Here is a 23,059-nt window from a genome sequence, read left to right as displayed (position 1 = left end):
AAGGATTATGCGCTTTTTCTATGTATATTTCAAGTAGAGTGATACTGTTTCAAAACTCCATTTCATGAGAAAATGAAGGAAATCTTCCCATAATAAAACGCACGATATCAAGTTTTTTCAACACCTGATACTATGCGATTTGCTGATTTTTAAAGACTTTTTAACTAGTCTCTCATTTAAAATAATCTCGTCTGATATAAATTAAAATAGCTTCTATCACCAGACAAATGGCCGATATCCAAAAACTGATACTAATACCAAAACTCTCAGTAATATAGCTCATTAGCAAAACAAATACTGAAAATGCTAGTGTCGAAATCACTTCAAGAACGGAATAGACATTAACCAAGTTATTTTCCTCTACTGTTTCCTGAAGAAATACACTTTCAGGAACTTCTTTTAGTTGCGATAACATACCAACTAAAGCTGAAAATACTAAAAACATCTGTGCATTTGGAAAATATAGAATAGTCAGTGTCACTATTGCCATGGCTACAAGAGGAAAAAGAATACTTTCCCATTTAGCAGCAAGAAACTTTTCAGATAGCCGAAAAGCAATTAAGCCACTAATTATAATCCCGATAGAATATGCTGTATTAGAATATCCCCAGTAACTTTCCGTTTTATTTAATAATTCCGTTACAAAAACGAGTATAATGGAAGAAACCCATATCGTATTTGAGAAAATTTCAAATAAATTTGCTGATACAAAAAGTCTTAATCTAGGATCTCTAGCAACTAACTTCCAACCTCTGAGCAAAATTTCAAGATTAGTTTCTGACTCTAACACCTCCACTTCAGCGTTAGGAAGAAATAACATCAGAAAGCTAGAAATGATATACAATATTAAAATGATAAACGTGGTAGGTAACAGACCAATTGTTGCAAATAAGAGTCCACCTAATCCCCAACCCACCAATTGAACAGCTTCACCACTCATTGACAAGGCTGAATTAGCCTTACCCAAATCGGTCGCATAGCGTGGCACAATAGCATAGGAAACAGGTGCTGCAAAACCATCTAATATTGAAATTGCCACAACAAATAGATAGGTTACCAAAGGCGCTACGGATTGCATTACGGTAAACATTCCTACCAGTATCGTTAATAATATAGTCTTTCCAAATTGGGATAAAGATAAAACCCTATTTAGCGCTAACCTTTTAGTAACTAAAGGAACTAAAAGACTTGCAACAAAAGAGGATATTCCTATTAAAATAGGAACTAGTGATGTGGCAATTACTGATTTTGAAATAATGTATATGTTAGCAATGATTGTTACTCTAAAGAAAATATCTGCTAAATTTGCAAACAATTGAGAGACTAATAACTTAATAAATGAATTAGACATGTAACGCTCCCATCTTAGTTACCAACTTTAGAATTAAAATTTGATTTTTAATATTTTAGCATAAAATGGCAGAAAACAAAAGTGAGATTTTTCACATAAAAAAGCAAAAACTATTGCCTTTATTATTCCTACTTTTTGAAGGAATTATTATCGTTGTTGGATAGTACTAATAGGTTATACTCAATGAAAAAAGCCTGAGATTTTCATCTCAAGCTCTATCAACATAATTGTTTTCTAGATTAGAAAAGCGAGAATACAAGCACGGCCAAGGCTGCACCGATAACAGGTCCCACAACTGGAATCCAAGCGTAAGACCAATCTCCGTCTCCCTTGTTTGAAATTGGCAAGATGCTATGCATGATACGAGGTCCAAGGTCACGCGCAGGGTTCAAGGCACAACCTGTTGTTCCACCTAGTGATAGAACGATACCGACAATCAAAGTTCCCACTGCGAAGGTTCCGATTCCTGCTTGAAGGTCATAAAGTCCCAAAGCAAAGATTGTTAATACCAATACAAAAGTTCCTAGGATTTCACTAATCAAGTTTGATACAGTATCTTTTATAGCTGGTCCAGTACTGAAGGTTGCCAGGATATTGCCTGCATTTTCTTCTGCCTCATAATGCGGTTTGAATTGCAACCAAACCAAAATCTGACCCAGCATAGCCCCTGCGAACTGAGCTAGGATGTATGGGAAAACGGAAGCCCAAGAGAGCGTTCCTTTTAAGGCCATCGCAAACGTTACAGCTGGATTTAGGTGGGCTGGGCTGAGCGTGCCAGATACAAAAGCCGCAACGGCTACAGCAATTCCCCAACCCATAGTAATCACAATCCAACCTGCATTGTTGCTCTTGGTTTTAGGAAGAACCACACCTGCAACAACACCATTTCCTAGAAGAATCAGGATTAAAGTCCCCAAAAATTCTCCAAATAATTCTTTCATCATATCGTTGTCTCCATTTTAAAGAAGGAGAGGGAAGGCAAGGAAGGCTTGTCTCCCTCTCTTCTAGTTTTTCTTAATTTTTCAATTCCGCTAGATCGTTGTTAGCAAGGGCTGCTTCAACATCCGCACGGTAAGTTGCTTTCTCGTCTTCTGTCCAGTCATAGAATCGTCCCATTTCATCTAAAACTGGCTCAACGATGCTATCCAAACTATCACGCATAAAGAGCATGTGGTTGGTACGACGAAGGAGGAAGTCAACTGGGCTAAGAGCCAACTCATTGCGCATTGCATAGTGAAGTGATAAAGTATCTGCCAAGCTGAGTCCTGGTGCTTGTTCTAAACTATGAGCAAGGGCAAAGACTTTCGGTACATTTGAACCATAGAGATTTGCGAGATAGTGAGCTTCCTTGCTATCCAATCCACGTGACACTCCAAGTTGCGCAAAGGCTTCGATTTCTGAATCAACATTTGCTGGATTCAATTCTCCACCTGAAACAGGGTAAGTCTTAGAGTTGATGAGTTTAAAACTACGGTCAAATTCTGCTTTGAGGATATCGACCACGCGCTCCATAGCTCCTTCAGCCATCTTACGGTAGTCTGTAATTTTACCACCAGCAAGGGTCAGCAGACCATTATCATCACGGTCCAAGCTAGAACCACGAGAAACTGCGGATGGGTCCAAATGTTTCTCAGATGTGCTGCTTTCAAGCTTGCTGACAGCAGATTCAACATCTTCACGCGTTTTTTCTTTAGAAAGATAGGATTCAACAGTCGCAATCAAGTTGTTAAAGCTTTCATCACTGATGGTTCCATTATTTCCTCCGTTGTAGTCAGAAGCGCTATTGCCTGCGATCAATGGACGAAGACCTGCCCAGCTGCTTTCGATATCATCAATGGTGATGTTGGCTTCTGGGAAGCGGTTGTTGACAATGCCAAGTAGATAATCCACATCTTCCTGAGTTACTTTTGGATGTTCCAAGTCACCTGTGTAGTCTGTATCAGTTGTACCAAAGTATGTCTTGTTTTCACGTGGGAGAACAAAGACCATACGGCCATCACCCAAACCTGTGTCAAAGTAAACTGGCTGTGAAACCTTGATCTTGCTTGAGTCCACTACCAAGTGAACTCCCTTAGTTGGACGCATTTGTGAGAATTGGGTTCCCTTATTAGACAAGTTACGTACTTTATCACTCCAAGGACCTGTTGTGTTAATCACCAGACGGGCCTTGATTTCAAAGACTTGGTCTGTCAAGAGATCACGAGCTACAACACCTGTAATCTTGCCACTTTCGTCAAAGAGGAAGCCTTCTGCCTTCACGTGGTTAGCAATGAGGGCACCGTCTTGGTTGGCACGTTTGATATTTTCAATCACGAGACGCGCATCGTTGTTACGGAAGTCAAGGTAAACCCCACCTCCTACCAAGCCTTCTTTCTTCAAGTTTGGCTGGCGTTCCAAGACTTCTTCCTTACTCAAAACCTTGTTAGCAGCTGGCGTGTTGTTAACTCCTGCCAAAAGGTCGTACAAGTCCATGGCTACTTTAAGACGGAAGAGGCTAAAGGTCGCTCCATCTTCGTCGTAAACTGGTAAGAGCATTGGGTCTGGTTTCGGAATGTGGGGAGCGATTTGTTGAACTACAGCACGTTCAGAAACAGTGTCTGATACCACTTCTACGTCGAATTGTTTGAGGTAACGAAGACCACCGTGAACCAATTTTGTTGAACGGCTAGATGTTCCTTCTGCGAAGTCCTGCATTTCAATCAAACCAGTCTCAAGACCGCTAGCCGCTGCCTGCAAGGCTACACCAGCCCCTGTAATTCCTCCACCGATAATCAAGAGGTCCAAGGTACGTTCCTGCATTTTTTGAATTGATAATTCACGTGTTTTCTTTGAAAATTCCATATTTACACACTTTCTAACTAAGTCGCTTTATTCTTCCAGTATTATACTCTTCGAAAATCTCTTCAAACCACGTCAGCGTCGCCTTACCGAATGTATGGTTACTGACTTCGTCAGTTTCATTTACAACCTCAAAGCAGTGCTTTGAGCAACCTGCGGCTAGCTTCCTAGTTTGCTCTTTGATTTTCATTGAGTATTAGTCATCGATTTCCGCAAAGACTTGCGTTGCTTTTACAGCCTTCTTCCAGCCCTTGTAGAGTTGTTCCTTGCGAGATTCGTTCATCGATGGCTCGAAGAGCTCTCCTGTCTCATTCAAGAGTTTCAACTCATCCAAGTCTTTCCAATAACCTACTGACAAACCTGCTAGGAAGGCTGCTCCTAGGGCTGTTGTTTCCAAGTTTTTGGCGCGTGCGATATCGATTCCCAAAATGTCAGCTTGGAACTGCATGAGGAAATTGTTCATAGCTGCACCACCGTCTACTTTCAAGACTTGGATAGCTGTCTGAGCATCCACTTGCATGGTGTCGATGATGTCACGTACTTGATAAGCAATAGATTGCAAAGTCGCCTTGATAAAGTCTTCTTTACTTGTTCCACGAGTTAAGCCAAAGACAGAACCGCGAGCGTTTTGGTTCCAGTATGGAGCACCTAGACCTGTAAAGGCTGGAACGACATAAACTTCATCATTGTTGTGAGAATCACGGGCATATTTTTCAGATTCTGGTGAATTTTCAACCATGCGAAGTCCATCACGAAGCCACTGAATGGCGCTGCCTGCGATGAAGATTGAACCTTCCAAGGCATAGTAAACCTTGCCATTGATTCCGTAACCAATGGTTGTTAATAGGTTGTTCTCAGACAACTGCATCTCTTCACCAGTATTCATGATGATGAAAGAACCTGTTCCATAAGTATTCTTGACCATACCTGGTTCAAAGGCCAACTGTCCAAAGAGGGCTGCTTGTTGGTCCCCAGCCATACCTGAGATTGGCACTTCTCCACCGTAGAAATGGAATGGAGCTGTCTTACCATAGATTTCAGAGTTAGAACGAACTTCTGGCAACATAGCCTTTGGAATGTTGAGGATTTCCAAAATCTCATCATCCCATTTAAGTTCTTTAATGTTATAAAGCATGGTACGAGCTGCATTTGAGTAGTCCGTCACGTGAGCCGCACCGTCAGTCAATTTCCAAACCAACCAAGTATCGATGGTACCAAAGAGCAATTCCCCTTTTTCTGCTCGCTCTTGAGCACCTTCTACATGATCCAAAATCCAACGAACCTTGGTAGCAGAGAAGTAAGCATCGATGATCAAACCAGTCTTTTCATGGAATTTTTCCACATAACCTTGACTTTTTAGTTGTTCAGCCAAAGGAGCTGTCTGACGTGATTGCCAAACGATAGCATTGTAGATAGGGAGCCCTGTTTTCTTATCCCAGACGACAGTTGTTTCACGCTGGTTGGTAATCCCGATTGCTTCGATTTGATTTGGCTTGACACCACTTTCGATGAAAGCACCCGCAATAACTGACTGAACAGAGTTCCAAATTTCATTAGCATTGTGCTCTACCCAACCTGCCTGAGGGAAAATCTGGGTAAACTCTTTTTGACTCGAGCTAACTTTTTCTCCTTTTTTGTTGAAAATAATGGCACGAGAACTTGTAGTTCCCTGGTCAATGGCCATAATGTATTTTTCTTGTGACATGTGCTGTCCTCCTGATAAAGATCTTGAGGATGTTTCCTCTTTACACTAACTAGTATACAAAATAAAGCGCTTTCTTATTCATCAACTTTTTTTAATTTTTTAAAAAATGTGAGTAGATTGTGTGAATTTCACAAAAAAGACCTGGAACAACCAAGCCTTTTAAGTGAATAATAACTGACGAATCGCTGCCAAATCTTCCAAATCCAAGTCGTTTTTTAAATAATAAACTGGAGTCTGTTCCTTCTTATGAATCGGGTTATTGGTAACCAGCAAATCATAATGTCGAGTTCGGTCATAGGCTTCAATGGTAATAAAACGATTGTATTCCAAATACCGTTTCAAAATGGCTGCCATCCTTGAAAAGACAAGAAAACCTGATGTCAAATCCAAACCAATCCGCATATGCTGGCCACCATTTTCAGCCATATATTCAATTAACTGGAGCCATTCCCAGAGAATTTTCTTATCCAAATCCGTCCCCTGCTGAAAGGCAGGCAAGGCATGAAAAATCTCCTCTGCCGTTCCCCTAAAATCATGTTCCATCAAAAAATAAGGATGACGATTCTCCAACTGGTACTTGTAGCGGTCCTGTAAAATATAGCCCTTATAGAGATAGACTTGAGCACAAAGCTGACTGAGTTCATAGGTAACGTGATCCTCTGTATAATCACCCAGCAACTCCTCCTTCTTCATTTCTTGAATCAACTGTGTCAGCAAATCGGCCAACTGCCCTCCAAAACCAAGGATATATTCCATAGTATGAAGAGGAAGAATGCGATGAGATAGGAGGAAAGAGAAGAAAATCATCATCTCCCCATCCTCAGTTCCTAGAGGAAGGTGTTGTCCAGCGCAAAAGGACGGAGCCTTTCGATGCAAACGAAGGTAGAAAATATTGTCAAAATACCCTCGCATTTTCTCTTCTATGACTTGAAACTGACAGGCATTGACCCGAAGACGCTGTTGACTGATATGAGTCCAGAGAACCAAGTCCAATTTCTGACCCGAAGACAAACTTGCACCGCAGATTTCTTCTAAAGTAGCAATCTCCTGTTTTCTCTCTGGTTTCTGCATGTGACCTTCCCATTCCTGACTCGACCAGACCTTGCGGAAAAGACAGAAATAGAAATAGCGAATCTGATGCTCTGGACCTCGCCAACGTCCATTTTGGATGGATAAGTCAAATTCTGACAAAATCTGATTCAAACTAGCTAAGTGGCGACCAAGCGTAGCCTCGCTAATCATCAATTCTTGAGCCAGCTGATGGGCTAAAAACTGTTGGTGGTAGAGAAGATAGACCAAAATCTGGTATTTAACAGCATTCTCCAAAAACAGGCTCCGAATATCTCTCCCCTTGGTAGCTGCACCGATCGACAGGCGCAGATTTTCATCTTCTAAGGAGATATTCAGCTCTAAGCCACTGTTCAAAGCCTTGTCATTGAGTAGGGTGACATATTTGGTTAGGGTTGCTTTTGAAAATCCTGTTTCCTCCATTACAGCCTTGACGGTCGTCTGAGACTCTTGTAATAGAAAGGAAAGGATTGAAAATTGGCCAGATTCAGCCTTTTCCATCAAATCTCCTAAATACATTTGTTACCCCTTTCATTTTCTACCTTAAGCATAGCATAAATCTTACAAATGCTGAAATAATCTGTTTCTCTTTTTATTTTCATGCTAATTTCCCAGTCCATTATCCTAAAAATCAACAAACACACGGCTCCCTCTTTGGGCATTTTTATGCTAAAATAGTAGCTATGGATAAAATTATTAAAACTATATCAGAAAGCGGAGCCTTTCGTGCTTTTGTCCTTGACAGCACAGAAACCGTCCGCACTGCTCAAGAAAAACACCAAACCCAAGCTAGCTCAACTGTAGCACTTGGTCGAACTCTTATCGCTAGCCAGATTCTCGCAGCCAATGAAAAAGGAAACACTAAACTAACAGTTAAGGTGCTGGGATCTAGCTCCCTAGGTGCTATCATCACCGTCGCTGATACCAAAGGTAACGTCAAAGGCTACGTTCAAAATCCTGGTGTTGACATCAAAAAGACTGCAACTGGTGAAGTTCTAGTTGGACCTTTTGTTGGAAATGGTCAATTCCTCGTTATCACAGACTACGGTACTGGAAATCCTTACAACTCTATGACTCCCCTTATCTCTGGAGAAATTGGTGAAGACCTTGCCTTTTACCTGACTGAAAGCCAACAAACACCTTCAGCAGTCGGTCTCAATGTCCTTTTGGACGAAGAAGACAAGGTCAAGGTTGCAGGTGGTTTCCTAGTCCAAGTCTTGCCGGGAGCCAAGGAAGAAGAGATTGCTCGCTTTGAAAAACGCATCCAAGAAATGCCAGCTATCTCGACCCTTCTCGAAAGTGAAGACCATATCGAAGCCCTCCTCAAGGCTATCTACGGGGACGAGGCCTACAAGCGTCTTTCTGAGGAAGAAATCCGTTTCCAATGTGACTGTAGCCATGAACGCTTTATGAACGCTCTTGCTAGCCTTCCAAGCTCAGACTTACAGGAAATGAAAGAGGAAGACCACGGGGCAGAAATCACTTGTCAATTCTGCCAAACAACTTACAACTTTGATGAACACGACCTGGAGGAACTCATTCGTGACAAATCTTAATACACCCTTTATGATTGGCAATGTTGAGATTCCCAATCGTACCGTTTTAGCGCCCATGGCTGGCGTGACCAACTCAGCCTTTCGTACTATTGCAAAAGAGCTCGGAGCTGGACTCGTTGTCATGGAAATGGTCTCTGACAAGGGAATCCAATACAACAACGAAAAAACCCTGCATATGCTTCATATCGATGAAGGCGAAAACCCTGTTTCTATCCAACTTTTTGGTAGTGATGAAGACAGCCTGGCACGCGCAGCAGAATTCATCCAAGAAAACACCAAAACCGATATCGTGGATATCAACATGGGCTGCCCAGTTAATAAAATCGTGAAGAACGAAGCTGGCGCTATGTGGCTCAAGGATCCAGACAAGATCTACTCTATTATCAACAAGGTCCAATCTGTCCTTGATATTCCACTTACTGTCAAAATGCGTACCGGCTGGGCCGACCCATCTCTGGCAGTTGAAAATGCCCTCGCTGCTGAAGCAGCAGGTGTTTCTGCCCTCGCCATGCATGGCCGTACCCGTGAACAAATGTATACAGGTCACGCAGACCTTGAGACCCTTCACAAGGTCGCTCAAGCTTTGACCAAGATTCCATTTATCGCCAACGGTGACATTCGTACGGTCCAAGAAGCCAAACAACGCATCGAAGAAGTTGGTGCTGATGCAGTCATGATTGGCCGCGCTGCCATGGGAAATCCTTACCTCTTCAACCAAATCAACCATTACTTTGAAACAGGAGAAATCCTACCTGATTTGACCTTTGAGGACAAGATGAAAATCGCCTACGAACATTTGAAACGCTTGATTAACCTCAAAGGAGAAAACGTAGCAGTTCGTGAATTCCGTGGTCTCGCTCCTCACTACCTCCGTGGAACATCTGGCGCAGCCAAACTCCGTGGAGCTATTTCACAAGCTAGCACTCTGGCAGAGATTGAGGCTCTCTTGCAGTTGGATAAGGCTTAAAATGGTTCATACTGCTCTACTGATTATCGATATGCAAAAAGCATTTGATAACCCTATCTGGGGAGAACGGAACAACCCTCAAGCTGAACAACAAGCATTGAGGGTACTGGCATACTTTCGTAAACACGCTCTTCCAATCTTACATGTTCAACACATATCTGACAATCCCCAGTCGCAATTTCATAACAAACAAAATCAGGAGTTTAAAAGTGGATTTGAACCAGTTGCTTCAGAACCTGTCTTTCAAAAAACGGTTAATAGCGCCTTTATTGGAACAAATCTTAAAACATATTTACGAAAAAATCAGATTTGTCATTTAGTCGTTGTTGGTTTGACCCTGCCTCATTGTGTATCCACTACTACACGAATGGCAGCAAATCTTAGTTTTGAAGTCACTTTACTAGCAGATGCTACTGCCAGTTTTACCCTATCTAACAAAAACGGTCAGGCCATCTCTCCTGAGACTATCCATGAGATTAATATCCTTTCTCTACAAGATGAGTTTGCTCAAATTCTTACTACCGAAGAATTTTTAACCCAAGTACAAGTATAAAATAATCCGTCAACTCTTATTGAGCTGACGGATTTTCTTTGACTGTAAAAATTCAAATACTGAGGGTTATTATTGACTCAAAGCAACACTAGAAACCTTACCATCCGCTCCTGTTGTAATTTGGATGACTTTTCCTCCACCAATTTTGGCATTATACTTACCATCATCAAGAGTATAAGAATAGCCTTTGATAGAGTAATTTTCTTTCTTTCCATCAGAAGATTCTACTGTAAATTGACCACCTGATGAAACTGTGATAGTTTCGCCATTTGCTCCCTTCCAATTGCCCGCTGCAGCTGAAAAATCACCATCTACCATGGTTAAAACACCCTTGTAGCGTTTATTTTGCTCTGCTTGTTTGTCTTGAAGTTTGCGGTCAGTTGTAGGATCATAGCTTGATTGGTTAGACTGGGCTTGAGGAGCTTGTTGAGTTGAAGGAGTCTGAGCAGAAGTTTGTTGACTAGCCGCCTGTTGATTAGACACTTCTTGACCCTGTCTTTGCTCTGGTGCAGGTGCCGCTTGTGATGGCGTTGCAGTTGCTGAAGATTGATCAGTAGATGCCTTAGCCTTTTCAGATGCAGCTGAACTTGAGGACTTCTGAGTCTTGCTTTCTTTGCTAGCAGAAGCTGCTTTAGAACTTGATGATTGGCTTGTCTTAGCAGAACTGCTTGCTTGAGTTGTTTCCTTTTTATTTCCACAAGCTCCCAGTAGCAAGGTAGAAGCTAATACAGTCGCTGCCATCAATTTGATATAGGTTTTCTTTTTCATTTTTCTACTCCTTTGTAATATTTTAGAAATATAAAGAAATGTTTTTGTAATATAATTGTAACATTGTGATTTAAATATGTCAACAATTTATCTAAACTATTTTAAAAATCTTAAATACTTTAGATACATTTACTCCTCCTACTCTTCTATTCGTAATAAAACAGAAAAACAGGAGATTTTCCTGTTAAAAATTTAAATTTGTTTTTGTGTAATCGCTTGCATTACGTTAAACGAAGGAATATAATAATATTGAAATATAATATAGGAGGTGCACTCTTATGCTAAATAAGTATTACAAGTATCTGCCTTGGTTAATTTTGGGAGCTATTGGCTCTTATCAATCAGCCGCTTACTATGCGCGAACTGCATTTGATGTCTTCTATCTGACTACAATCTTTTTGATTGTCTATATCGCCTTGTTATTTTTACATGAGAACTATCTCAAGTATCGATACAAAGCCTTCTTTACTCACATGTTGAGCAATTCTAAGAAAGATAGCCATCCCTAAAAACAGTCGCAATAGCAAATCAAACTAATAAAGGCAAATAAAGAGGTCGGGAACTTTTTCCCGGCCTCGCTTTTTATTTCAATCGATAGGTTTTTCTTGGTTTCTTTTTAGGTACTCGTTTGAGTCCGACTTCTTCTACATATTCTCCGTATTTTACGAGAAAGTTATTGCTGACGATTGGACGACCGGGATTGATAAGATTGACCAGTTCAGTCCCTTCGTAGACAGTGAACTCCTCCTCCAGCAGATAAAGGAAGGTCGGATTCCAGTCGAGACGGCCTTGGATTCGTTTGATGGATTCTTGGATAATAGCATAATGGTCAAAAGCGAAGGCTTGCTCCTCCAACTCTACTCCCTTTAAGAAGCACTTGCCTGTCTGAAAATCGACATCTACAAAAACCACATCCTTGGCATCGTCTCCTGCTTGAACAAGTTCTAATGCACAACTAGGCAGATAAACCAAGTGGGCAATGGTCACTGTCCAGCCCCGTGGGTCACGGCCGGGGGTCGATACAGTCATCAATTGCTCGATTTTTTCTAAAGGGAGTTCGAGGTTGACCTCTTCTTTCACCTCGCGCTGACAAGCATGTGCAGCATCTTCGCCCTTGTCCATAAATCCTCCAACCAGAGCCAAACAATTTTGATAAGGGTGAGCCTTGCGACGAATTAATAAGAGCTTGATATTTCCTTCGACAAAGCAGTAGGCTACCATATCCACCGTCACACTTGGTTTTTCGTATTGAGGAAGTTCCTGCTTGTAGTACCAATCCAAAAATTCCTCCTGACTTGCATGAATTTCAAAATATTCTCTTTCCGTCATCCCTGCTGGAATCATCGTGTCCGTCATTTTATGCCTCCTTACGAACTGCCTTGGTCCATTGGTACCAACCTACTAGACTATTGAGTGTGTAAACCCAGTACATCCCTTGGATGTGGATATTTTCACCCCACCAGAGGTAAATACTAAAGAGATTGGTTGCAATCCAGAAAATCCATTGCTCACGGTAGAGACGTGTCATCAAGAGCTGACCTACACCATTGGTCGCATCGGTAACACTATCACGGAAAGGGCGAGCACTATGGATACTTTGGTAAGCCAAGCCCATACCAATCCAAATGATAGCAGTCAAGGCTAAGTACTTGAGCCAGTCAAAAATAGATAATTTCTTAGCTTCAAAGTGAGATTCTTCTACTTTTCCTTGGTCATTGATACGGTTAGACAGCCAAGCATAGAGGCCAATCGGCTGCATGACAAAGAAGTAAACGGTCGTCAAAACTTCGCCATAAAAAGTCGCATTCATGGCCAAAACTAAATAGATAGCAGAGTTAATGGCCCCAAAGAGATAATTGCTTGCACGCCCTTCTGCTACCAAGATAACACAGACAATCCCAGTCCAAGAGGCAAATAAGCTCATCCAGTCATGACTTTCTGTATTTTGCGTGAATTCCAAGATCAAAGGAACACTTGACAGGACGATGAGATACAACCATTGGAAGAGGCTACGGCCGACAAAGAGATCTTTCCAGAGCAGGTTCATGATTCCTGCAAAACCAATCTTGCGGGCTTCCGCATGGACGTTTTTAAAGTTCTCGATAAATTGTGTGATTTTTTCAGTTAGTTTTTTCATAATTGTCTCCTAATCTGTTTGGTAAATGGCATCAATAGCCACTTTTGCTGCTTCATAATTTCCTAGATAATCCTCAGCTAGATAAACTAGTGGAATGTTTGCTAAGTAGCGCTCCCTCATCTGGTCCAAATGCTGGGAAAAACTATGACGAATATGGTCTTCTGCCATAGTCATATCTCTAAATCCGTCATTGACATAGGAGCCGACAGGCTGCACAAAGAGAATCAAGTCCCATTTTTCCTTAGCTAAGATTGAGGCAAAGAGATTATCAAAAGTCTCTCCTGATAAATCCCCTTGGTCCTCAGTCTCCATGTAATAATCATAGTAGCCCTTGGTTACTAAGGAGTTGGTATCAGCTATCACCAGTCCCCTATTGGCATTACTGTCAATTAACTTAGAGGTCTGGTCATACTGCCCCAACAGGAGATAATAATAATCCTTTGGAGTCAATTCATCGTCGCGGACATTGTTTTTGATCTGGTACTCACGTGCGTATTCCAAGCTGACTGGTGCATCGTAATACCTAGCCAAATCCTTGGCTAGAGTGGTCTTCCCATTGCTGGCACTTCCCATAATCAACACTTTCTTTGTAAACTGACGTCGGAAGGGTTGAGCAATATATTTCCAATATTTGCTTGGATTTTCTCGAATCATAGTCGCTGAGATACCAAACTTTCTTTCTTGCAAGACAGTCTCAAAGCCACGATTTGATAATTCTTGCTGGTAGTCTGCTTCTCCCACAAAGAAAATTAGTTCTTGCTGGGTTTCATCATAGGAAATCTCCGCTAACATTTGGTCCAACCACTCCTGCCAGCCCATAGGGTAACGGGGAAGCTTGCTCTCGTCTAACTTGCAGACAGAGGTCAACTCGTCATCACCAAAGGCCTCTCGGATATAGCGAAATCTTTTTTGAAGCGTTAAGCCTACCTGCTCCCCTCTATCTCCCTCATAGCCTGAAACGACAACCCAGACCCGGTCACACTGTCGCTTCGCTCGCTGGATCAGATCGATATGACCTTGATGAAGCGGAGCAAAGGTTCCAAATACCACTGCTGTTTTCTTTTTCATAAACCTATTGCCTTTTTATATTTTTTGATATTTTCATTATCTATGTTTTTATTATAAACTATATTTTTGTTTTGTCAATAGTTTTTTATCATTTTTTATAAAAACGTTGCGAAAAAAGAATCAAGATTACTCCTGATTCTCCATTTTTATGCAATATCAAATTTTAACTGGCCTGCTTTAACACCAATTTTAAGTGTGCTGCCTGCCTCTAATTCTCCCTTGAGAAGAAGTTCTGCCAACTTGTCTTCCACTTCTGTTTGCAGGGTTCTGCGAAGTGGACGAGCTCCCATCTCTGGGTCATATCCTTGATTTGCCAACAATTTCAGTGCGGAAGCTTGTAATTTCAAGTCAATGCCTTTTTCAGCCAAACTTGCCACTAAAGGTTTGACCATAATCTTCACCACTTCCTGCATATGGTCGCTAGATAAGCTATGGAAGACCACCTTTTCATCAATACGGTTGATAAACTCCGGCCTATAAGCTTTTTTCAGCTCTTCAAACATGCGTTTCTCCATATTCTCCTGGTCAAAACGAATGTCCTTGGCCCCAAAACCAACAGTCTTGTCATCACGAAGGGCTGTCGCACCAAGGTTTGAAGTCATGATGATAATGGTATTTGAAAAATCAACCTTGCGACCCTTGCTATCGGTCAAGACACCATCATCCAAGACTTGCAAGAGGACATTAAAGATGTCTGGGTGTGCTTTTTCTACCTCGTCAAAAAGTAGAACGGAATAGGGTTTGTTGCGAACTTTCTCGGTCAACTCCCCACCTTCTTCATAACCTACATAGCCCGGAGGAGCTCCATTGAGACGGCTGGCAGCGAATTTCTCCATATACTCACTCATATCAAAACGGATAAGGGCTGATTCGTCATCAAAGAGAACTTCTGCTAGAGCCTTAGCCAATTCGGTCTTACCGACACCTGTAGGCCCTAAGAACATAAAGGAACCAATCGGACGCTTATGACTGCGAATCCCTGACTGATTGCGGCGAATGGCACGGCTAATGCTTGAAACTGCTTGATCTTGACCGATGACACGTTTGTGCAGTTCAGCTTCCAAGTTTAGGTATTTCTTAGCATCCGTTTGAGTCAGTTTTTGAACTGGAATACCTGATAAGCGACTCAAGGTGGTCAAAATATCAGACTCTGTCACCAAGTCTTTATAGACAGGCACTTCCTCTTCTTTTGCGATTAACTGAGCTGCCTGTTTCCACTTACCATCCATCAAGGCCTTGTCAGCTGGACTCAAACCTGAATCGTCTGCTTTTACATGCTTAACCTTATTTTGCACTGTTGCTGCTGCTTCATCTAAGAGGTCGATAGCAGAGTCTGGCAAGTGACGACTAGTCAAGTAACGATGCGCCATCTTGACAGCTGTTTCGACCGCTTCATCTGTGATTTGCACACGGTGATGTTTCTCATAAGTCGCCTTCAAGCCTTGCAAAATGGCCATACTGTCGGCCACACTTGGCTCTTCAATCGTCACTTTGGCGAAACGACGAGAAAGGGCCGCATCTTTTTCGATGTGTTTTTGATATTCTTCCTGAGTGGTCGCACCAACTGTTCTCAAGGTGCCACGCGCCAAGGCTGGCTTCAAGATATTGGCCGCATCCAGAGTCGAATCAATCCCGCTCCCAGAACCCATGATAGTGTGAAGTTCATCTATAAAGAGGATGACTTGGCCATCTTCTTCAATATCCTTAATGATATTATTCATGCGCTCTTCAAAGTCACCACGGAAACGTGTCCCTGCCACGACATTCATCAAATCAAGCTCTAACACGCGCATCTTAGACATTTCCGTAGGCACATCCCCACTAGCAATTCGCTGGGCAAGACCAAGCGCCAGAGCAGTTTTTCCGACACCAGCAGCCCCAACCAAGACAGGATTATTCTTTGTCTTCCGACTCAAGATTTGAATCATACGCGAGATTTCCTTGTCCCGACCGATGACTGGTTCTAACTTGCCAGAACGCGCTTGCTCTGTCAAATCATGCGTATAGTCCTCGAGACCTCCGCTCGGAGTCTGGGGCATACCCATCATATTAGCCATAGAATTTTGCTTGTCAGCTACTGTACGATGGCGTTGGCGTAGAGCCTTGAGGTCTTCACGAGTCCAGCCTGCACGTTCTTCTAGATTTCGACGTAGGGCAGCAATCTTAACCTGATCTTTCTTGTCTTCATAAGAAAAGCCTGCTCTCTCCAAGATGCGAGTCGCCAAGGCATTGCCATCATGCAAAATCGCATAGAGGACATGCTCTGTCCCTAGCATCTTAGCATGGACCACTGATGCTACATACTCTGCTTCATCAAAAAGAACCTGCAAACGATGGGAGAACGGCAATTCCGTAAAGATTTCATCCTGGCTATAGTCCGTTTCAGTCAGTTCCAAAGCGACCTCTTCTAAACGGTCCATCTCATATGGATAATCATTTAAAGTCGCCCCTGCCACACTATAACTGTGATTGGACATGGCAATCAACAAGTGCCAAGACTCTAGATAACGAGCTCCAAAATGGCCAGCAACCATGTAGGCACTTTCGATACATTCATTCAATGCTTTTGAATAGTTCATCTTACTTCCCTTTTCTATCTACCTCTTGTATGACCTGTCGTAGCATATTAGCTCGAACAACTGGAGCTTCTTCTCCTAGAACGCGATCCAAAGCTACTGCTACCAGCAAATTCATCTCTTGCTTGGTCATCAATTCCTGCTCAACCAAAAGCTGTAGAATATCCTCATAAATTTCTTGACTGACCCGCTCACCAATTGAGTAAAGCAGCTCCCTGAGCATTTCATGATGACTAGAAAACTCAATCCGTCCTATACGAATGTAGCCTCCACCACCACGCTTACTTTCAACCAAGTAGCCTCTACTTTCCGTAAAGCGTGTCTTGATCACATAGTTAATCTGACTGGGAACAACCTGAAAAGTATCCGCCAACTGACTCCGTTGCAACTCCACAATTCCAGATTGATCTAAAATCGCCTTGATGTAGGCCTCAATATGATCCGATGTATTTTTAAATCTCATTACAAACCCACCTCTCTCTTTAAACCTTGACTATCTTTGACTATTATACCGAAATTTTCTCATTTTTAAAAGAAAAAGGGCGCTGGTAAAGGATAATCTTCACCAACTCCCTATTTTTCTACTTATCTAAGCCTAATTCTACCAAAATTTGACGTTTATAGGCAATCTTTTGGACTTCTTTGTCCTCATCTTCAGACCAATCTAGTTTAATTTCTGAAACAATCTGCCCAGGACGATTTTTCAAGATATAGATGCGGTCGCTGAGACTGAGGGCCTCCTCGATACTATGCGTGATGATCAAGGTTGTTAGCTGCAACTGCTTGTGAATCTCAAGGTACCAAGCGTGGAGTTCCATCTTGGTCATCTCATCCAAGGCGCTAAAAGCCTCATCCAAGAGAAAGAGCTTGTGCCCGAAAAGGTAAGTCCGGAGTAAGGCTACACGCTGGCGCATCCCACCACTGAGTTCATGAGGGTATTTATCTCTTACAGCTGTCAACTGGAAGGTCGCAAGAATTTCATCTGCGCGAGCAATAGCTTCTGCCTTATCCACCTTTTGAATCAAGAGGGGCAGAATGATATTACCAAGCACCGTCTTGTGCTCCAAGAGCAGATCCTTTTGTAACATATAACTCACGCGCCCCTTGGGATTTTCTTCACCATCAAGGACAATTCTCCCTGACTGAACTTCTAAAATCCCCGCAATTAAGTTGAAAAGCGTAGTCTTACCAACACCACTTGGGCCTAGGATAGAAACCACTTCACCTGAAGTCACTTTCAGATTGATATCCTCTAAAATCCTATCTTGTCCGTAGGCATAACTGACGTGTTCTAGTCTTATTTCTGTCATTATTTCACAAATTCGTTGGTGAAGCCTTTGTCTGTCAAGTCTTCTTTAAGGATACCATTTTCTTTATCCCATTTGTAGAAGGCATTCCAGCGAGCTGCATCAAATTGCCCCCATTTTTCCTTGTTGCTTGCGTATTCTTTTGACAAGTATTTTTGAGATTCGATGACAAAGTCACGTTTTTCCTTGAGTTCAGGTGCATTTTTGATGAGGATATCAGCTGCTTCCTCTGGATGCTCCATAGCATATTGGTATCCTTTTTTGATAGCTTGGATGACTTTACGTGCTTCTTCTTTGTTGTCTTTGAGGTAGTCGTTGTTAGCAATGATGACTGGTGAGTAATAGTCAAATTCTTTAACGTAGTCTTTCAAGTACATAAAGTTAGCATCTACACCTTGAGATTTGGCAAGGATACCATCCCATCCGTAGTAGATCCATGCAGTATCAAATACTCCATTGGCAATCGGTGTAATTGAGTTTGAGTCGTTATTTGGTACTTTTTCAACCTTCTCAAAGTCCCCACCTTGTGATTCTACCAAGGTTTTCAACATAGCAAGTTCAGTTGGGTCATTCCAAGTTCCGTATTTCTTACCAACCAAGTCTTTTGGACTAGCTACATTGTCAGATTTACGAGAGATGATTCCTGATGTATTGTGTTCTACGATAGCTGCAACGGCAGTAATTCCTGCCCCTTTTTCCAATTTTCTAGCCATATAGTCTTGGAAATAGACTGCAAATGGTGCCTTACCGTTAATAACCAAGTCAGAAGAACTTTCTTCTGGTGGCAATTTCAAATCAACATCCACCCCAGCTTCCTTGAAGTAGCCTTTTTCCTTAGCCACATAAAGCCCTGTGTGGTTGGTATTTGGTGTCCAGTCTAGGATAAAGTCAATCTTCTTAAGTTCTGCTTCTTTGTTGTCCTTGGAAGCAGTTCCTTGACCACAGGCCACAAGCACAACAGCTACAAGAGCTGTTAAAACAGTTAAAAACACTTTCCATGTTTTTTTCATTTTGATTTCCTCTTTTCTTTTTCCGAAACATTCTAATTCTACGAACGTTTCCATTTAATAACATATTTCTCGCTGACATCGACCAATTTCATACCAAGAAGGCTGATAATCGATACCAGAATAATAATAGCGAACATGGTATCATACTGAAACAATTTCTTGGACTGAATCATGTAGACACCTAGTCCTTCAAAGCCTCCCAACCACTCAGATACTACTGTTGTGATAAAAGCGTAGGAGACACTGACCCTCAGACCTGCATAAAAGTAAGGCAGACTGACTGGGATTTTAAAATGCCAAAGGATTTGCCAAGGTTTGGCCCGCATCAGACTAAACAAGGTCAGCATATCCTTGTCACAATGCCTAAAACCGTCCAAAATGCTGACGATGATGGGGAAGGTTGTCGTTAAGATAATCAAGACAATCTTGGGCAAAATCCCATAACCGAGCCACAAAACCAGGATAGGGGCTATGGCAATGGTCGGAATGGTCTGAACAACCACCATCATAGGGTAAATCAGGTCATTGAGCCAAGTCAAACTATCCATAAGCACAGCCATGAGACAGGCAATCAAAACTCCCAGAACCAACCCCAGCAAAGCCACTCTCAAGGTCGCCCAGCTGTGGTGCCAGAGAAATTCTCTATCACGCACAAAAGACTGGAGGATTTCAAGAGGTGTCGGCAGGATAAACTTGGGGAGAAGTTTAAGAAAACCTGCTAACTGCCAGATTGACAAGACTCCTAGAAAGCCCAATAGACTAATGTGTCGTCTCAGTATACTTTTCAAGTTTCTCATCAATACTTAAAATCTCTCCTACATTTATTTTGACATTGGCAAAGACATTATCTGCCTCCTGCCCTGCCACTTCTAGCGCTTCTTTGAGAATGCGCATAAGCTCATCAAACTCCCCTTCCAAGACCGTTTCAAATGGTGTCACCACCATAGTCACTTCTTGAGCTTGCAGGTAATCAATGACCTGATCAATAACAGCAATCCGATTGATCCCCTGTGATAGGGGTAAAACTTGCAAGGCAATGCTTGCTTTCATAACAACCTCCTCTTCTCGTTTTCCTTTGACAACAAGAAAAACCTTTACCATACATGGAAAAGGTGCAGAATAGACTAAGTATCGTTCCCTACGCTGGCATTACCCAGATCAGGTGCGGTCGAAGTTTAACACTTCCTCTCAGACTGTACACAGACTCCCATATATTATATGGACATATGATAGCGCAAAACAAAAAAAATGTCAAGGAAACTGCTTACAGAAAAGAGTAGGAAAATTTTCCTACTCCAATTTTCTATACTCGTTCTCCATCACTATTTACTCTGTAGCCATCCACCGTCGTATTGACGGCTAAGGCGCCCGAAGAGTAAGAGTAATACCACTTACCAGAAACTTGATACCAGCCTGTTTTCATTGCCCCTGAACTATCCAGATAATACCACGAGCCATTCTCCTTTAACCAGCCTGTCTGCATTTCACCAGATGATTTCAAATAATACCAGCTAGAACCATCCTTCAACCAGCCTGTTGATTTAGAGCCATTTGATTTGAAATGATACCAACTACCATTTATTTTCTTCCAACCAACAGTTGAACTGTTATTGGATCCATAGTTAGAGCTATTTCCTGATTGATTCTGATAATTCTGTGAAGAGCTTACTCCCTCTAGCTGGATATAGCGACGACTTCCGTTATAAGCCGTATAACTCAACCACTTGTACCCATCTTTTTCGAGAATTTGATCATAATGAACATTCTCCCCAGGATAATAGTAATCAATTGCAGTTGCGCTAGCTAGAGGCTGATTTTTGATAGCAGCCTTAGTCTTAAAATAATGTGTTCCTCCTGTTGAAACTGAGGATTGACTATTCCCAACACTGCCACCAGCTAAATCTTTAAAATGGATAAAACCAGTCATAGTATTCGCCTTCACGACACGCTTATTATAAGATTCCCTTATTCCATAGTTGTATTCTTCAATCTCAATCTCATCTCCCACTACATTTGACACCCAGGCAACATGACCATAAGTTCCTGCAGTAGACCAAGCAATGGAGCCAATCGCTGGTCTATTATCGACACGATAGCCTTCACGACGAGCACGATAGCCCCATTCATTCGCATTCCCATAAGCAGCCGGAATCTCAAAACCATTGACATTACTCAAACGAAAAGCTGCAAAAGAAGTACATTGACGAGAATACATGCGCCACTTATCAATCTCCTGGCTCCCATTTTTATAATGAGCAGGATAATCATCCCCACGCGCAATCGATCCATTTCCTCCTGAATAGGCATATACACTATTACCCGCTGCTAACATCAATCCTACTACTAAAAAGGGAACAACCTTTTTAGCTGATTTTCTGAAAGAAAACCTTGTCTCTGCTACTTTAAATGGTGAAATTTTCATTCTTCCTCCTTGAAAAATAATATAAATCGAAGATTACCTTCACTTAAACTATTCGGAGAAAAAAAGAAAAAGTGAGAAAATTTCTCACTTTAGTCAAGATAATGAATCAAATTCTTTTCTGTAAGGATATCTGAGTAAGTAAAGGATTCAACGTAAACATTAGCTTGTTTATCTCCTTCAACGTTCCCAAATTCAACGATAAATAGGGATGGATAAACCTCAATTAGCTTACCCAATCTATTTTTTTGGCGCTTACGACCATTCTCCAAAGTCATTTCTACGACTTGTCCCTCATGTGCCTTGATTTCTTCTTTTATTTTTTTCATCTTGGCTACATCTGTAAATGCATCTGACATCTTATGCCTCCCTCTTTGAGATACTTGAAAATTTATTGTACTCTTTTTGGAAAATTAATTCCACCGTTCCACGAGCTCCACTACGGTTTTTCTCGATAATAACTTCTACCTTATTATTCGGTATGCCTTCCTCTTCTTCACCACCACGCTCATAGTAATCATCGCGATAAAGAAAGGCTACGATATCAGCGTCCTGCTCAATAGACCCAGATTCACGAATATCAGACAAGACCGGTCTCTTATCCTGACGTTGTTCTACACCACGAGAAAGCTGACTTAGAGCAATTACTGGAACCTTCAGTTCCTTAGCTAAAATTTTCAACTGACGTGAAATTTCTGAAACCTCTTGTTGACGATTTTCCCGACCAGTTCCCGTGATAAGCTGCAAATAGTCTATTAAAATCAAACCAAGATTTCCAGTTTCTTGAGCCAGTTTACGAGAACGAGAACGAATCTCTGTAATCCGAATCCCTGGCGTATCATCGATATAGATACTTGCATTAGCTAGATTCCCTTGAGCAATGGTATATTTTTGCCACTCCTCATCAGTCAATTGACCCGTACGGATAGAATGCGACTCTACCAACCCTTCTGCCGCCAACATACGGTCTACTAGACTTTCTGCACCCATTTCAAGCGAAAAGATAGCAACCGTTTTGTCCAACTTAGTTCCAATATTTTGCGCAATATTCAAAGCAAAGGCTGTCTTACCAACCGCCGGACGGGCTGCTAGGATAATCAACTCCTCCTCATGCAGACCAGTCGTCATATGATCCAAGTCACGATAGCCTGTCGCAATACCTGTAATATCGGTCGTTTGTTGCGAGCGAGCTTCCAGATTTCCAAAGTTGATATTCAACACATCTCGAATGTTCTTAAATCCACTTCGATTAGCATTTTCGCTGACATCAATCAGGCCTTTTTCTGCCTGAGCAATGATTTCATCAGCTGGTTGCGAAGCCTCGTAAGCTTGATTGACAGACTCTGTCAACTTGGAGATTAATCGCCGTAACATGGCCTTCTCTGCAACGATTTTAGCATAGTACTCCGCATTAGCAGAAGTTGGCACAGAATTGACAATCTCAACCAGGTAAGACAAGCCACCAATATTCTGTAAATCACCTTGATTATCAAGAATGGTACGAACCGTTGTTGCATCTATAGCATCGCCACGATCGGATAAATCGACCATAGCTTGGAAAATCAAACGATGGGCATACTTAAAAAAGTCCCGAGACTCAATATATTCTCGCACAAAAACAAGCTTACTCTCGTCAATAAAGATAGCCCCTAAAACGGATTGCTCAGCTAAGATATCTTGAGGTTGTACTCGTAACTCTTCTACTTCTGCCATCAGACTTCCCTTCCTTTTACAAT

The 23,059-nt window shown here is 41.9% G+C and carries 22 protein-coding genes and 1 riboswitch; of the genes, 4 read left to right on the top strand and 18 right to left on the bottom strand.

Annotated elements, in window-relative coordinates; genetic code table 11:
• Window positions 1-172: 172 nt before the first annotated feature.
• The 5 genes from ACLNCW_RS07085 to ACLNCW_RS07065 form a co-directional block, all read right to left on the bottom strand.
• Window positions 173-1,351, bottom strand: coding sequence for a ryptide export MFS transporter (locus ACLNCW_RS07085; protein ID WP_424845729.1), 1,179 nt, complete (start codon window positions 1,349-1,351; stop codon window positions 173-175).
• A gap of 239 nt (window positions 1,352-1,590) precedes the next feature.
• Window positions 1,591-2,295 carry an MIP/aquaporin family protein gene (locus ACLNCW_RS07080; protein ID WP_020902151.1) on the bottom strand — a complete coding sequence of 235 codons (705 nt, stop codon included), beginning with the start codon at window positions 2,293-2,295 and terminating at the stop codon, window positions 1,591-1,593.
• Between the two features lie 70 nt (window positions 2,296-2,365).
• On the bottom strand, window positions 2,366-4,192 hold the full coding sequence (gene glpO / locus ACLNCW_RS07075; RefSeq protein WP_084862640.1) for a type 1 glycerol-3-phosphate oxidase: 1,827 nt from the start codon (window positions 4,190-4,192) through the stop codon (window positions 2,366-2,368).
• A 193-nt stretch (window positions 4,193-4,385) separates the two neighbouring features.
• Complete coding sequence (glpK, locus tag ACLNCW_RS07070; RefSeq protein WP_020902154.1) at window positions 4,386-5,894, bottom strand: glycerol kinase GlpK; 1,509 nt, start codon at window positions 5,892-5,894, stop codon at window positions 4,386-4,388.
• 159 nt (window positions 5,895-6,053) lie between these two features.
• The gene (locus tag ACLNCW_RS07065; protein WP_049499133.1) at window positions 6,054-7,481 is read right to left on the bottom strand and encodes a helix-turn-helix domain-containing protein; all 1,428 of its coding nucleotides are present in this window, start codon (window positions 7,479-7,481) and stop codon (window positions 6,054-6,056) included.
• Between the two features lie 164 nt (window positions 7,482-7,645).
• Here ACLNCW_RS07065 and hslO point away from each other — a divergent pair, with 164 nt between their 5' ends.
• The 3 genes from hslO to ACLNCW_RS07050 are packed head-to-tail and all read left to right on the top strand — an operon-like array spanning window position 7,646 to window position 10,038.
• Complete coding sequence (gene hslO / locus ACLNCW_RS07060; protein WP_049499132.1) at window positions 7,646-8,518, top strand: Hsp33 family molecular chaperone HslO; 873 nt, start codon at window positions 7,646-7,648, stop codon at window positions 8,516-8,518.
• A complete protein-coding gene (dusB, locus tag ACLNCW_RS07055) occupies window positions 8,505-9,485 on the top strand; it encodes a tRNA dihydrouridine synthase DusB (RefSeq protein WP_000183308.1) in 981 nt (326 codons plus the stop codon). The genes hslO and dusB overlap by 14 nt, the downstream gene beginning before the upstream one ends.
• A 1-nt stretch (window position 9,486) precedes the next feature.
• Entirely contained in the window at window positions 9,487-10,038 is a 552-nt protein-coding gene (locus ACLNCW_RS07050; protein ID WP_424845728.1) for a cysteine hydrolase family protein, read from the top strand.
• 69 nt (window positions 10,039-10,107) lie between these two features.
• On the opposite strand, the gene ACLNCW_RS07045 is transcribed toward ACLNCW_RS07050, so the two are convergent.
• The gene (locus ACLNCW_RS07045; protein WP_424845726.1) at window positions 10,108-10,806 is read right to left on the bottom strand and encodes a hypothetical protein; all 699 of its coding nucleotides are present in this window, start codon (window positions 10,804-10,806) and stop codon (window positions 10,108-10,110) included.
• Window positions 10,807-11,084: 278 nt separating this feature from the next.
• On the opposite strand from ACLNCW_RS07045, the gene ACLNCW_RS07040 reads away from it, so the two are divergent.
• Window positions 11,085-11,315: a hypothetical protein gene (locus ACLNCW_RS07040; RefSeq protein ID WP_004261990.1), complete on the top strand. Its 231-nt coding sequence runs from the start codon at window positions 11,085-11,087 to the stop codon at window positions 11,313-11,315.
• A gap of 73 nt (window positions 11,316-11,388) precedes the next feature.
• Here ACLNCW_RS07040 and ACLNCW_RS07035 read toward each other — a convergent pair whose 3' ends face one another.
• From ACLNCW_RS07035 to dnaB, 12 genes are all read right to left on the bottom strand, one after another.
• Window positions 11,389-12,162, bottom strand: a complete 774-nt coding sequence (locus ACLNCW_RS07035) for an NUDIX domain-containing protein (protein ID WP_033685645.1) — start codon at window positions 12,160-12,162, stop codon at window positions 11,389-11,391.
• A gap of 1 nt (window position 12,163) precedes the next feature.
• Window positions 12,164-12,943, bottom strand: coding sequence for a nicotinamide riboside transporter PnuC (pnuC, locus tag ACLNCW_RS07030; protein WP_227326017.1), 780 nt, complete (start codon window positions 12,941-12,943; stop codon window positions 12,164-12,166).
• A 9-nt stretch (window positions 12,944-12,952) separates the two neighbouring features.
• The gene (locus ACLNCW_RS07025; RefSeq protein WP_227326016.1) at window positions 12,953-14,011 is read right to left on the bottom strand and encodes an AAA family ATPase; all 1,059 of its coding nucleotides are present in this window, start codon (window positions 14,009-14,011) and stop codon (window positions 12,953-12,955) included.
• 146 nt (window positions 14,012-14,157) lie between these two features.
• On the bottom strand, window positions 14,158-16,590 hold the full coding sequence (locus ACLNCW_RS07020; RefSeq protein WP_424845723.1) for an ATP-dependent Clp protease ATP-binding subunit: 2,433 nt from the start codon (window positions 16,588-16,590) through the stop codon (window positions 14,158-14,160).
• A 1-nt stretch (window position 16,591) separates the two neighbouring features.
• Window positions 16,592-17,050, bottom strand: coding sequence for a CtsR family transcriptional regulator (locus ACLNCW_RS07015; RefSeq protein WP_004261972.1), 459 nt, complete (start codon window positions 17,048-17,050; stop codon window positions 16,592-16,594).
• 118 nt (window positions 17,051-17,168) lie between these two features.
• Window positions 17,169-17,897, bottom strand: a complete 729-nt coding sequence (locus tag ACLNCW_RS07010) for an ABC transporter ATP-binding protein (protein ID WP_237447132.1) — start codon at window positions 17,895-17,897, stop codon at window positions 17,169-17,171.
• Complete coding sequence (locus tag ACLNCW_RS07005; RefSeq protein WP_424845720.1) at window positions 17,897-18,904, bottom strand: ABC transporter substrate-binding protein; 1,008 nt, start codon at window positions 18,902-18,904, stop codon at window positions 17,897-17,899. Before ACLNCW_RS07005 ends, ACLNCW_RS07010 begins: the two co-directional genes overlap by 1 nt.
• 38 nt (window positions 18,905-18,942) lie before the next feature.
• Window positions 18,943-19,701, bottom strand: coding sequence for an ABC transporter permease (locus tag ACLNCW_RS07000; RefSeq protein WP_162174238.1), 759 nt, complete (start codon window positions 19,699-19,701; stop codon window positions 18,943-18,945).
• Complete coding sequence (locus ACLNCW_RS06995) at window positions 19,664-19,954, bottom strand: thiamine-binding protein (RefSeq protein ID WP_000647688.1); 291 nt, start codon at window positions 19,952-19,954, stop codon at window positions 19,664-19,666. The genes ACLNCW_RS07000 and ACLNCW_RS06995 overlap by 38 nt, the downstream gene beginning before the upstream one ends.
• Window positions 19,955-20,022: 68 nt before the next feature.
• Window positions 20,023-20,125, bottom strand: a riboswitch (TPP riboswitch).
• An 82-nt stretch (window positions 20,126-20,207) separates the two neighbouring features.
• Complete coding sequence (cbpD, locus tag ACLNCW_RS06990; protein ID WP_070528354.1) at window positions 20,208-21,326, bottom strand: choline binding-anchored murein hydrolase CbpD; 1,119 nt, start codon at window positions 21,324-21,326, stop codon at window positions 20,208-20,210.
• Between the two features lie 89 nt (window positions 21,327-21,415).
• Complete coding sequence (locus ACLNCW_RS06985) at window positions 21,416-21,682, bottom strand: Veg family protein (RefSeq protein ID WP_001278169.1); 267 nt, start codon at window positions 21,680-21,682, stop codon at window positions 21,416-21,418.
• Between the two features lies 1 nt (window position 21,683).
• Window positions 21,684-23,036, bottom strand: a complete 1,353-nt coding sequence (gene dnaB, locus ACLNCW_RS06980; RefSeq protein WP_004263550.1) for a replicative DNA helicase — start codon at window positions 23,034-23,036, stop codon at window positions 21,684-21,686.
• Window positions 23,037-23,059 lie beyond the last annotated feature (23 nt).

The sequence above is a fragment of the Streptococcus sp. CL6.22 genome, from assembly GCF_049738055.1.
GTDB lineage: Bacteria > Bacillota > Bacilli > Lactobacillales > Streptococcaceae > Streptococcus > Streptococcus mitis_DJ.
This window is presented reverse-complemented; position numbering and strand designations above follow the sequence as displayed.